The sequence below is a fragment of the Methanomicrobiales archaeon HGW-Methanomicrobiales-1 genome, from assembly GCA_002839675.1.
In the GTDB taxonomy this organism is placed as follows: Archaea; Halobacteriota; Methanomicrobia; order Methanomicrobiales; family Methanospirillaceae; genus Methanoregula.
The window spans coordinates 18,264-30,988 of the sequence record PGYM01000001.1 but is presented as its reverse complement, the minus strand read 5'-3'; the positions used below and the strand labels follow the sequence as shown (position 1 = coordinate 30,988).

12 protein-coding genes are annotated in these 12,725 nt (G+C 52.6%); 10 read left to right on the top strand and 2 right to left on the bottom strand.

The features are described 5' to 3' along the window. Window positions 1-102: 102 nt before the first annotated feature. Together CVV30_00150 and CVV30_00145 are read left to right on the top strand one after the other, a co-directional pair. Window positions 103-411 carry a DUF4389 domain-containing protein gene (locus tag CVV30_00150; protein ID PKL69826.1) on the top strand — a complete coding sequence of 103 codons (309 nt, stop codon included), beginning with the start codon at window positions 103-105 and terminating at the stop codon, window positions 409-411. A 230-nt stretch (window positions 412-641) separates the two neighbouring features. Further along, entirely contained in the window at window positions 642-863 is a 222-nt protein-coding gene (locus CVV30_00145) for a hypothetical protein (GenBank protein PKL70908.1), read from the top strand. Between the two features lie 33 nt (window positions 864-896). On the opposite strand, the gene CVV30_00140 is transcribed toward CVV30_00145, so the two are convergent. After that, a complete protein-coding gene (locus CVV30_00140; GenBank protein PKL69825.1) occupies window positions 897-1,526 on the bottom strand; it encodes a flagellin in 630 nt (209 codons plus the stop codon). Between the two features lie 428 nt (window positions 1,527-1,954). On the opposite strand from CVV30_00140, the gene CVV30_00135 reads away from it, so the two are divergent. The 3 genes from CVV30_00135 (at window position 1,955) to CVV30_00125 (ending at window position 5,209) form a co-directional block, all read left to right on the top strand. Continuing rightward, the gene (locus tag CVV30_00135; GenBank protein PKL69824.1) at window positions 1,955-2,947 is read left to right on the top strand and encodes a hypothetical protein; all 993 of its coding nucleotides are present in this window, start codon (window positions 1,955-1,957) and stop codon (window positions 2,945-2,947) included. A gap of 1,088 nt (window positions 2,948-4,035) precedes the next feature. Then, window positions 4,036-4,293: a hypothetical protein gene (locus CVV30_00130; GenBank protein ID PKL69823.1), complete on the top strand. Its 258-nt coding sequence runs from the start codon at window positions 4,036-4,038 to the stop codon at window positions 4,291-4,293. 4 nt (window positions 4,294-4,297) lie between these two features. Further along, a complete protein-coding gene (locus tag CVV30_00125; protein ID PKL69822.1) occupies window positions 4,298-5,209 on the top strand; it encodes a serine protease in 912 nt (303 codons plus the stop codon). Between the two features lie 58 nt (window positions 5,210-5,267). On the opposite strand, the gene CVV30_00120 is transcribed toward CVV30_00125, so the two are convergent. Further along, entirely contained in the window at window positions 5,268-6,872 is a 1,605-nt protein-coding gene (locus CVV30_00120) for a phosphoglycerate dehydrogenase (GenBank protein PKL69821.1), read from the bottom strand. 358 nt (window positions 6,873-7,230) lie between these two features. Here CVV30_00120 and CVV30_00115 point away from each other — a divergent pair, with 358 nt between their 5' ends. The 5 genes from CVV30_00115 to CVV30_00095 are packed head-to-tail and all read left to right on the top strand — an operon-like array spanning window position 7,231 to window position 12,695. Next, window positions 7,231-9,522 (top strand): phosphoenolpyruvate synthase, encoded by a 2,292-nt coding sequence (locus CVV30_00115; GenBank protein PKL70907.1) that lies wholly within the window; start codon window positions 7,231-7,233, stop codon window positions 9,520-9,522. Continuing rightward, window positions 9,512-10,618 carry a tyrosine decarboxylase MfnA gene (locus CVV30_00110; protein PKL69820.1) on the top strand — a complete coding sequence of 369 codons (1,107 nt, stop codon included), beginning with the start codon at window positions 9,512-9,514 and terminating at the stop codon, window positions 10,616-10,618. The genes CVV30_00115 and CVV30_00110 overlap by 11 nt, the downstream gene beginning before the upstream one ends. Continuing rightward, on the top strand, window positions 10,611-11,159 hold the full coding sequence (locus CVV30_00105) for an adenine phosphoribosyltransferase (GenBank protein ID PKL69819.1): 549 nt from the start codon (window positions 10,611-10,613) through the stop codon (window positions 11,157-11,159). The genes CVV30_00110 and CVV30_00105 overlap by 8 nt, the downstream gene beginning before the upstream one ends. Further along, window positions 11,143-12,084, top strand: coding sequence for a diphthamide biosynthesis enzyme Dph2 (gene dph2, locus CVV30_00100; protein ID PKL69818.1), 942 nt, complete (start codon window positions 11,143-11,145; stop codon window positions 12,082-12,084). The genes CVV30_00105 and dph2 overlap by 17 nt, the downstream gene beginning before the upstream one ends. Beyond that, entirely contained in the window at window positions 12,081-12,695 is a 615-nt protein-coding gene (locus CVV30_00095) for a methyltransferase (GenBank protein PKL69817.1), read from the top strand. Before dph2 ends, CVV30_00095 begins: the two co-directional genes overlap by 4 nt. Window positions 12,696-12,725 lie beyond the last annotated feature (30 nt).

The window sequence follows — 12,725 nt, the reverse complement described above, 5'->3', positions numbered from 1 at the left end:
AGTATTATTAAAAATTAGTGTACGGAATCGTCAAAAACGGACCAGGTACGGGTATCGTGAACTTTATTACGCACCCCCGCACACGCTCAAACAGGTGATTGAATGTCTGACAATACTGGCACCCAACAACTCTTCGTGTTTGAGAAAGATGCAAGCCGTTTTGAGCTGCTCATCCGCATCCTCTACTGGATCCTGATCGGTATCGTACTCTGGATCTATGGCATGATCACGTTCATCTGCCTGTTCATCCAGTGGTTCCATATCCTGATCCTGGGCAATAGGAACGAGTGGCTCTCAGACTTTGCCAAAGGGTATCTCGAATACCTGGTAAACGTGATGAGTTATACGTATATCATGACCGACAAGCGTCCGGAGATCTTCCCGGTTGCCGTGAAGATTTACCGGGAGTGAAACGAATCCTGACCGGAATAGGTCAGCTCTTTTTTAATTTTGTAATTCCCGGATCAACTTTCGTGGTGTCCGGTAACGGTATTGTGCTGTCAGTTTATCTCACAAATTCACGGGCCATGGTTGGGAAATCCACGCTCCCGGATTATTTCCGGGTTCAATGTTTTTAACCCGGTAAATGCAATAACAGGTTTGTGGGAATACTCGACTCAGTTGTTTCATTCATCTCAACATTGTTCGGAAAGAAAAAACCACCCGTCCATGAGGACTGTGCCTTCTGCGGCGAGCGGGTGTACCTTCCGTTTCATTGTGAGTACTGTAACCAATATTTCTGTGGCAAACACCGCCTTCCCTTTGAACATGACTGCAAAAATATCGGAAAATGGAAGAAAACTGCACCTGCCGGGGGGACGATCATGGAAAGCAAGGGCGGAAACCTGTTTGTGAAGAAATGATCCCTTTTAAAACCGGCAGAACTAAAAAAATGACTAATATAATATCTGCACCGGAGTAATTGTTGCGGGAACGGTCCGTTTAAGAGGAAGCACTGCCCCACCAACGGGCTGGAAATTAAGCGTGAACTTCGTTTTCGCAGTTGCACTTGCCGGCACACCAACGGAAAGTATCATCTGGGCATTCGGTTCAAGCATGGCGCCAGCGGTTTCATTATTGATTTTTTCTGATATACACCACCTTCCATCGCCGCCGGCAGTACCTCCGACAATACTGGCACAGGGGGTACCTCCATCCTGCGCCACACCCATATAGGTCAGGCTTGAATTGTAGCCCCCGTTATTATCATTATAGGATACGATAATCTGGGATAAGTCCATAGATGTGCCTCCTGCCGTAAGTGCTACCGACACGTTAACATACGAAAGGTAAGGATTCTGATCTACCCTAATCCCGTACACGTTCCCGTCCAGCAGCATACTTGAACTTGCCACCTTTACGCCAGACTGGACGGTGGCCTGAGCCGTTTGCGAGGTAAAGAACCCTGCCCCTAGTATCACGTACGAGAACACCGCTGCTACGACAACGAATGCAATCAGCACGATCGCTGCCTCAAGGCCGGTAAATGCCTTTTCACAACTCCGTCGTATATCAAACCGACCCATATTTTCCAACACCGCACAGGTATTTCGAGATGAAACTCAAATACTGAAATAATAACGTTAAATATATTCATAAATATTTCGATAATACACTTGGAATGTGATCGGGATCGCAGTTGCATTATATCCCTTATCATTCAATGGGATAATCAGAAACACGGATTACAATTAAAAAATATTATATAATAGTTATTGATAATGTAATAAAACCGGTGTTTTTTCACCTTTGAACCCGGATACAATCCTTTTTGCCTTTTCTCAAGTGGGTTTTCCGTCAATCGCAGGGTTCCCCGACGCGTTGGGGGTTACCTCACGAGTTGTATGCTGCATGCACACCACGTCAGGAATTTTGGAGGCATGAAGCGGATCGCAATTAATATACCCGGGCATCCCAGTATTTTTGAAAGAACGTGAAACGCAATTTCGGGCCCATGAATCTGAAGCAGGCACCCGTGCAGGCGGAAAATCCGCTCCTCCGGGAAACGGGGAGTTGCATTTGGGCCCTTCTCTTAATTGCGTTTGCAATCGTCCTGATCGCGGCCCCCGTTTCTGCCGGGGCAGTTTCAAATGTATCAGAACAACCTGCAGTAACTACTCCTGATATCGTGCAGATCGGCATCTATGTTGTTGACTTCAGCCGGGTGGATATTGGAACCGGGACGGTCGGGGTAGATTTTTACCTGAACCTCAAATCCGATAAACCCGTGTCGATTAATGATCTCGAGCTGATGAACGGAGTGATCACCTCTGTCACGACCGTCACCGATGCACCCCATGAAAAGGTGTACCGGATCATTGCTGTCCTGACTGCCGAACCTGACCTCAGCCGCTATCCCTTTGACCGGCATGTGCTCCCCATCAGGATAGAGCCCAAAATCAAGAACGAACGGGAGATGATTCTCGTGATCGACCCGGAAAACAGCGGTCTCGATCCCGGAGCAAACATTCCGGGATGGACGCTTACCGGTTCCGGCTCTCGTATCACGAACAAATCTTATGTAACAGATGAGGTTCCTTTTTCCCGGGCTGTCTTTACCTATGGCGTTGTAAGAGACGCAACATCAACGATCCTGAAATTTTTCCTGCCGGTAATGCTCATCATCATCGTCTCCCTCGCTTCCCTGATGATGAGAATCTCGTCACGGCTGGGTATCAATGCCTCGATGTTCCTTGCCGCAGTACTCATCCACTGGCGTGTTGCCGATGCAATCCCGCTCGTTGCCTATGCTACATTCCTTGACCTGTTCATGATCATTACGTATGCAACGCTCGTCATGGTGCTCATTTCCGGTATCCTTGTGTTGAAATTTACCGAGGCCAAGGATACGGCACGGGTTGAGCAGGTCAACTACTGGTCGATCCGGATTATCCCAGTGGTCTCGATTATCGCTTATTTCCTTCTGTTCCTTACGCTCATGGGGTAAGAGAACACAACCGACCACTTTTTCATCAATGCGATGCGGTTAATGCTCCGGTCCCGGAAAAATGGCCGGCACTGCGTCCGGTAACCGCATGGAATCCACATGCATTACCGCACACCGGTTTTATGATTATTATGCGGTGGGCAGGTTCGTGCAAATGGGGGGGTACCCTGTCTTTCCCTAGAGTGGGGGGAGGGGGTCCCCTCCTCTTATTTTGGAGAGGGGGTAGGGCAGGCAGGTATCCCCCCCTCTTATTTTAGACAGGGGGGTGGGTTACCCCCACTCATTTTTTGGAGAGGGGGAGGGGGTGGTACCCTGTCCGGGCAAAGAGAGGGGGTATCCCCCCCTCCGGACTGCGACTCCCCAAACCACACCCCGCCGTCTGAACCTCCACGCGAACCACTGCCCGGGTCCCTGCGGCAAAGGGGGGGTGGGAGCCTGTCTTACGCAGGACAGGGGGGGAAGGGGTCCCCCCCTCTTATTTTGGAGAGGGGGGTAGGGTACCCCCACTCATTTTTTAGAGAGGGGGTGGGTATACCCACCTCCCTTTTTGGACAGGCTCCCACCCCCCCCTTCTCATTCGCGTGATGAAATGGAGTTTCAGTCGTGACTCCACTGGAAGCCGTGGGCTAGGGCATGCAACCGGAGGGGGGTGGGTGCCTGTCTTTCGTACGACAGGGGGGGAGGGGGTCCCCCCCTCTTGGTTTGGAGTGGGGGGTGGGGTACCCCCTCTCAAAGTTTAGACAGGGTACCTCCCCCCAATTTTTTAGCTGAAGGTTTTCCAGATAGGCATTTGAAAAAACGAGTGAGCCCACCCCCTCCGGGGGTTGCTCGGCCGCCTCAGCGGGGCCTCGCTGGGCACAGGTCGGTTTAAAGGGATTCCGGCCCCTGATCCGCCGCGGGGGCGCCCCTTCGGGGGCGGCGGCGTTCATCATAATATCGGATAATGCGATCCCGCAAACCGATTTTCGTTAATATTATGCGGGGCAATTTCGTGAAATGCAACGGGCGGCATGCTAAGCGAAATGGACAGGTTTGGGATTATGTTAGTTAAGGAAATGGAAGGGGTGTGAAATGTGAGCGTTTATGTCATGAGTACTGATTGGAAAAACCTATTTAGATGGGGTTCATTTTCAGAGCATTATTTAATAAAGTTAATTAATGGATACACACAAAAGGGTCATCACATGACATTAAATTCTGATGACATTGATGAGGGGTTTAAGGTTTTAGGATTGCTTGAAATATCAGAGCGTGAAAAAATTCTTTGTCAGATTGCCAGTTATCAAACAGCAAATTCCCAACAACCCTATAAAATTGAAGAAAGAACTTCCTCATCTGACTGGTGATTAAATGCCAGATTGGAATTCACTTTTAAACGAATTAAATACACTAAGTTCAGCAGGCCCTTTTGATATATTAAGAAGAAAATACCTCAAACAATTATCTGATATTACCGGTCGAAATGTAATTATCTATTATTCAGGTTGGTTACAGAAACCCGGTATCCCAGATGAAGCAATAAATGATAACGATAAAAATGGATTTATGACAACAATCCACAGTTTAGACCGTTCAAAAGGATTGGATCTAATTTTGCATACACCCGGAGGGGATTTAGCTGCAACAGAGTCGATAGTTGATTATCTTCGGCAGATGTTCGGTAACAATGTCAGAGCGATAATACCTCAACTCTCAATGTCAGCTGGAACGATGATAGCATGTTCATGCAAAAGTATCGTTATGGGAAAACAATCAAATTTAGGTCCCATTGATCCTCAATTTGGAAATTTGCCTGCTCATGGAGTAATTGAAGAATTTCAAAAAGCTGTCGATGAATGTAAAAAAGATCCTTCACGAGTACCACTTTGGCAACCGATTATTGCAAAATACAATCCAACATTGCTTGGAGAATGCCAGAAATCAATCGCATGGTCGCAAGATATTGTCACAGATTGGTTACGTACTGGAATGTTGAAAGATGACCCTAAGAAAGATGAAAAAATTTTATCAATTATCCGAGAATTAGGAGACCATGCTTTAACGAAATCACATTCTCGCCATATTTCAAGCGCAAAGTGCAAAGAAATTGGATTAAATATTGAAGATATGGAAACAGATCAGGTTTTGCAAGATGCTATACTTTCTGTACATCATGCATGCATTCACACTTTAACAAGTACTCCTGCCTTTAAAATCATTGAAAATCAGAATGGTCAAGCTTTCATTCGTATTGCACAATTAGCTGTTCCTCAAAACAAATAATGACCACATTTTTTTATTTTTTCTACAGTCAACACTGCTTCATTTAAAAAAGAGTATCCTAAATCTTCTCGCTCGATATCTTGGCAAACGTAGCGGTGAAGATCCCGGGCATCCCGCGTATCTCTTCCATCACGCTGTCGGGAACTTCGCTGTCCACGTTCAGCACCATGATGGCCTTGTCGCCGGGATTGATCCGGCCGACCTGCATGCCGGCAATGTTGATGTTGACCTTCCCGAGGATGGTGGAGGCACGCCCGATGACTCCGGGCTTGTCCAGGTGACGTGACACGATCACGTAGCCTTCGGGGATCATGTCCATGGTGTAGCCGCCGACTGCGACAATGCGGCTGCGGCCCTTGAAGAACACCGTGCCGCTGACCGTCTCTTCGCCCTTGTCGGTCTTGATCCGGATGGTGATGAGGTTCTTGAATCCGCTGGCTTCCTGCGTAACGGTCTCGCTGACCGAGATGCCGCGTTCCTTTGCAATGAAATCCGCGTTCACGATATTGACCGGTGCCTGGAGCACCGGGTCAAGGAGTCCCTTGAGGGCAAGGCGGGTCACGTACTTCATGCTGCCGGCATAGGCGGATAGTTCGCCACCGTATATGAGCTCAACGGACGAGAGCCTGCCGCCCGCGATCTGCGTGACGAAGCGTCCCATCTTCTCGGCCAGCTGGGCAAAGGGTGCGAGCACATCGGCAAGTTCGGCCGGGACCATAGGGGCATTGACCACGTATTTCGCAGACCCGCCCTTGAGAACTTCAATGCACTGCTTTGCAACAGAGACTGCCACATTGACCTGCGCCTCGACCGTGCTTGCCCCGAGATGCGGGGTCACGATGATCTGGTCGAGGGTGAGGAGCGGGGACTCGGTCGGAGGCTCGGTCTCGAAGACATCGAGAGCTGCCCCGGCAACCTTGCCGCTCTTGACTGCATCGTAGAGCGCTTTCTCATCGATGATGCCGCCCCGGGCACAGTTGATGATCCGGACGCCGTCTTTCATCGTCGCGATGCTCTTTTCGTTGATGACATGCTTGGTCTCGGCGATCAGGGGGGTGTGGACGGTGATCACATCGGCGACCTTGAAGAGGTCCGCCATGGACATCATCTCGACGCCGAGCTGGGCTGCCCGTTCCTGGGTGATGAAGGGATCATAGGCAACGCATTTCATGTCCATTGCGTTAGCCCGCTTTGCCACTTCACGTCCGATACGCCCGAACCCGACGATACCAAGAGTCTTCTCGTTGAGTTCAACGCCCATGAACTTCGAGCGCTTCCATTCCTTCTTTTTGAGGCTCGCGTTTGCCTGCGGGATGTTGCGGGCAAGAGACTGCATCATGGCCATCGTGTGCTCGGTTGCGGCAAGGGTATTTCCCTCAGGAGCATTGGCAACGATGATACCTTTCCTCGTTGCCGCGTCCATATCGATATTGTCCACACCGACACCGGCACGACCGATGAACTTCAGCTTTTTACCTGCCTCGATCACCTTTGCATTGACATCCGTGCTGCTCCGCACGAGCAGGGCATCGTAGTCCCCGATGATCTTCAGGAGCTCTTCTTCCTTGAGCTCAGTCTTGACATCTACGTCGACTGCCGCCCGAAGGATAACAAGCCCTTCTTCCGCCAGCGGATCGCTGACGAGCACCTTTGCGTTTGCCATAAAAACCCATAGAATATCGCCGCCATACTTAATCAGGGTTATTCTTTGCGGGCCGGCAGATGATCCGGCAGATGACGCAGGAAAAGTATGCAGCAAAAGACCTGGATTTTCTTTGTTTTTCAAGTATTACCGAGGGGGTCAAGGGGGACTTTCCATGGACGGCCTCCTCCACCGGGGGAGATAGGGGGTCATGCTCATAATCTTAAAAGATTGGCCATTTGTCATAACTTTCAATCTGTGTGCGACTTTTTTTAAAAACAGCGGAAAAAAGGACAATTCCGGCAAAAATCCGCCCGAATTTGTAACGGGCGATGATAATTATTATACGAGTGAAGTCGACATCATAAGTGGTGCGAACATGAAAAATGTCCCTAATATTCTCTGGTTAGAGGAAATCAGGAAGGAAGATATCATATCTGTCGGGGGTAAGGGAGCTTCTCTTGGGGAGATGGCCTCTATCGGCCTTCCCGTGCCGAGGGCATTCGTGGTCACTGCCCAGGCATTCCGCAGATTTTTGGTTGAGACCAATCTTGAAGATAAGATTTTTTCATCATTCGATAATCTCGATGTGGAGGACAATGCGGCGCTCGAAAAAGCTGCCGACCATGCAAAAGAACTGGTGATGAAGGCAAAGATGCCGGCAATCATCAGCGATGAGATCAAGAAGGCGTACAAGAAGATGTCTGCCGAGAATCTCATCGTGGCCGTGCGCTCAAGTGCAACTGCCGAGGATCTCCCGGACGCCAGCTTTGCCGGCCAGCAGGAGACATTTCTCAATATCAAGGGGGAGGCAAACCTCCTTGACTCCATCCAGAAGTGCTGGGCATCGCTCTACGGGGCACGGGCAATCTACTACCGGGCAAAACAGGGATTCGATGACCACTCGGTCAATATCGCCGTTGTTATCCAGCAGCTCGTCCACTCTGAAAAAGCCGGCGTCATGTTCACCTCCCACCCGATCACAGGCGAGCCCAATACCATCATCGAAGGCTCGTGGGGACTCGGCGAGGCAGTAGTATCAGGATCGGTCTCTCCCGACAAATACGTCTTTGACCAGCGGACCGAAAAGGTCATTGACACGCTCATCTCGAACAAGAAGATAGAGATCATCGCCGATGGCGATCACGGGACAAAACTCGTGGATGTTTCCCCGGCCCGGCAGGACGCACAGGTGCTCTCGGACGCAGAAGTGGCCAAGCTGGGCATGTACGGCAAGATCGCCGAGAACCATTACGGCATACCGCAGGATGTTGAATGGGGCATTGTGAAAGGGACAATCTACATCCTCCAGTCCCGGCCGATCACCACCATAGGACAGAAAAAGGAGAATAAGCATATGTCCGGACAGAAGTCGGAAGCAAAGATCCTCTTAAAGGGTCAGGGTGCAGCACCCGGTATCGCTTCAGGAAAAGTCGTCGTTATCCGGGATGTCAAGGACACAGGATCAGTCCGTGAAGGCGACATTCTGGTCACGAAGATGACCAACCCGGACATGGTGCCGGCCATGCGCAAGGTAGCTGCGATCATCACTGATGAAGGCGGCATGACCTGCCATGCAGCGATCGTGAGCCGGGAACTCGGCACACCGGCGATCGTAGGCACCAAGACGGCCACCAAAATACTCACGAACGGCCAGCTGATCACGGTCGATGGCGAGATGGGACTCATCTACGAGGGGTTACTCCCGCAGGCAGCAGCCCCGGTACAGGGAGCAGCTCCCCAGCGGCTGGTTGCCCCGGCCTCTTCGGTCATCACCGCAACCAGCGTAAAGGTAAATGTCTCCATTCCCGAAGCAGCAGCACGAGCAGCAGCAACCGGCGCAGATGGTGTCGGCCTGCTCCGGATCGAGCACCTGATCCTCGGCCTGAACAAGACACCGGGCTGGTTCATTGCCAACAACAAGGAAGACGAGTTTGTCAAAGAACTTCACGATGGCATCAAGATTGTGCTCGACGCCTTCCCGGGAAAAACCGTCTGGGTCCGGACACTCGATGCACCAACCGACGAGTTCCGGAACATGCAGGGCGGGGAGAGCGAGCCCCACGAGCACAACCCGATGCTCGGCTGGAGAGGCATCCGACGCGATCTCCAGAGCCCGGACCAGTTCCGGCTCCAGGTGGAAGCGTTCAAGCGACTCTGGAAAGAGGGATACGAACACCTCGGCATCATGTTCCCGATGGTCTCCCACCCCAACCAGTTCCTTGCCGCAAAGGAGATGATGCGGGCAAACGGCGTGGACGTTGAGAAGGTCTCCCTCGGCATCATGATCGAGATCCCGTCGAGCGCAATCATGATCGAGGAGTTCTGCAAGGCAGGTATCAAATTTGCCTCATTCGGAACCAATGACCTGGTCCAGTACACGCTCGCCATCGACCGCAACAATGAGAATGTGGCGGACATGTACCAGCCGCAGCACCCGGCCGTCCTGCACCTGATCCACAACGCAATCCAGGTGTGCAGGGCCTACGACATCGAATGCTCGATCTGCGGCCAGGCCGGTTCTGACCCGAAGATGGCCACATGGTTAGTCGAGCATGGCATTACGAGCATCTCGGCAAACATCGACGCCATCGCAAAGATCCGCGAGGCGGTTGCCCGGACCGAAAAGCGCATTATCCTCGAAGCCGCGAGATCAAAAGATGCTGAATAAGGGTTGTCCTGAAGAAGAACTCTTCTCTTTTTTCTCCCAAAAGAAACGGGAGGATATTGACCATAATTACATTTTAAGCTCCATGTGCACGCTCCCTCACCCGGTTGCGGTGCGGGCCCACTGCATGTTCATGGAGACCAACCTCGGCGATCCGGGCCTCTTTCCCGGCACGGCATCCCTTGAACAGCTCTTAATCAAACGGTTCGGGAACCTCTATCACTGCCCGGACGCCGGAGGATATGCCACCAGCGGGGGCACCGAGTCAAATCTCCAGGCACTCCGACTTGCAAAGGTGCAGCGAAACGAGATCACCTACCCGAACGCAGTGATCCCGGAATCAGCGCATTTCTCCTTCAAGAAATCCTGCGACATTCTCGGCATCGAGATGCGGGGCGTACCGCTCTCCGGGGATCTGCGGATGGATGCCGATGCCGCTGCAGAACAGATCGACAGCAACACGATAGCCCTGGTCGGCATTGCCGGTACCACCGAATATGGTATGGTCGACCCCATCGCCGCCCTTGCAAAGATCGCACACCAGCACAATGTGTTCTTCCATGTGGACGCGGCCTTTGGCGGCATGGTGATCCCGTTTATGGACAAACAGATACCGTTCGACTTCTCCCTGCCTGGCGTCACCACGATCGCCGTTGATCCGCACAAGATGGGCATGAGCACGATTCCGTGCGGCTGCCTGCTCACCCGGGAGCCGGATATGCTCAATTCCCTTAACATCGATACCCCGTACCTCACGGTAAAACAGGAGTTCACTCTTGCCGGCACCCGACCGGGGGCACCCGTTGTCGGGGCCCTTGCGGTCATGGACTATCTCGGGATTGAGGGCATGCGGGCGATCGTGAAGGGGTGCATGAAAAATACCCATCGCCTTATTGCCGGCATGGAAACCTTTGGTTTTGAGCGGGCAGTAACACCCGACGTGAACGTAGCGACATTTATCGCAAAGAAAGAAGATATCCCAAAGCCGTGGAAAGTCTCGTGGACGAGACCCGGGCACCTGCGGATCGTCTGTATGCCCCACGTGCACAGCGAACGCATTGAGGCTTTTTTAACCGATATTGGTGAATTACATGCTTGACCGACTGGTAGAATCCTTAGAAACCTGCCCCATGGTAAAGAGGGGAGAATACAACTATTTCATCCACCCGATCACCGATGGCGTACCAATCGTTGAACCCGCACTGCTCCGCGATGTCTGCACCGCGATGATCAAGGTGATGGACCTGAATAACGTGGACAAGATCGTGGTGGTGGAAGCCATGGGCATCCACATCGGCTCGGTGCTCTCCACGATGACCGACATACCGATGGTCGTTATGCGCAAGCGGGAGTACCAGCTGCCGCATGAGATCCCGGTCCACCAGACCACCGGCTACTCCAAGGGCGAACTCTACTTAAACGGCGTGTACAAAGGCGATCGCGTCGTGATCATCGATGATGTGGTCAGCACGGGCGGCACCATGAAAGCGCTCTTAAAGGCACTCGAAATTGCCGGGGCTGAAATTGTCGATGTCTGCATTGCAATCCAGCGGGGCGATCCGGATATCGGGCGCCCGTACAAGTCACTCGTAAAGATCGTGGTTGACGAAAAGGTGCACGTGGTTGAACGATATCTCTGATCTGGTCAATCGTTTGAAGCAGCGGGGGGCACGTACCGTTGCCCTCCAGTTTCCTGCCGGGCTCAAGCGGCGGGCAGCGGAGTATACCGCAGGCCTGAAGGAGGCCGGTTTTGCGGTCATCATCAGCGGCGATCCCTGTTATGGCGCCTGCGATCTCGCCCTCGATACTCTTGATTATGCAGACGTGCTCGTGCATATCGGTCACACGCCGGTCGATGAACGGGAGAACGTGATCTTCGAGCCCTACCCGGTCGATTTTGATGTCGCTGTGCTGGCAGAAGCCCTCCCGTTCCTGAAAGAAAAGACCGTGGGGCTCGTTACCACCGTGCAGCACATCCACCTTATCCCCGCCATGGAAGCATTCCTGCAGGAAAAGAGGATAGACGTGCGGGTAGCCGATGGGGGAACACGGGCACCCAACCGGGGGCAGGTACTCGGGTGCAGCTTTGCGGCAGCCCGGGCCACGAAGGCTCCGGAAATACTCTTTGTCGGCACCGGTGTCTTCCACCCGATCGGCATTGCCCTGTCCACGGGAGCACGGGTAATCGCGCTCGATCCCCTGACCGGTATTGCGCAGGAAGTCAGTGGCGATACTCTCCTGCGCCGGCGGTTCGCGGTGATTGAAAAGGCCCGGGGTGCAGAAACGATCGGCATTATCGTGAGCTCCAAGTGCGGGCAGGCGCGGATGGCACTCGCAGAGCGTTTATCCGTGCTCTCACCCAAAGCAGTGATCGTTACCATGCGGGAAGTGAGCCCGGATGAACTGCTCAACCTCGGGTTTGCCTGCTATGTCAACACGGCCTGCCCCCGGCTTGCCTACGATGACCAGGTACGCTTCCCCGCACCCGTCCTCTCCCCGCAGGAGTTCGAAATCCTCTGCGGGGTCCGGACATGGGACGACTATGCCATTGACGAGATTGTATGAAATTAAAACAACTTGAGATGACACTCCAGAAGGCGAAAGGGTATGAAAAGCCCCGGCCTTCGCTCGAACAATACATGACCCCCGCCCCGCTTGCCGCCCGCATGCTCTATCATGCGCTGATGAAGGGTGACATCGAGGGTAAACGCGTCTGCGATCTTGGGAGTGGTACGGGAGTACTGGCAATCGGCGCTGCACTCCTTGGCGCCGGGTCGGTAAAAGGAGTGGAGAAAGATCCCAATGCCGTTGCCGTGGCGCAGGAGAACGCGGCGCTTTTCGATGCTGACGTGGAGTTCATCACCGCAGATATCCAGGATCCAACGCTACCGGAGAAGATCGGCGCCTGCGACACCGTGGTCATGAACCCACCGTTCGGGGCACAGAAGATACATGCAGATCGCCCGTTCGTCGATCTTGCCATCACCGTTGCACCGGTGGTGTACAGTATATTTAATGCGGGTTCCACCCCATTTGTAAAAGCCTTCATCCGTAAACGGGCGGAAGTTGCCGAACAGGTCGGCAGTGCCTTTGCCATCAAACGCACCTTTGCCTTCCACACCCGGGACGTGCTGGAGTTCGAGGTCGAGATCCTACGACTGGTACGGAAACCATAACCCCGCCCCGCAGCGCAACAAAGACCATCA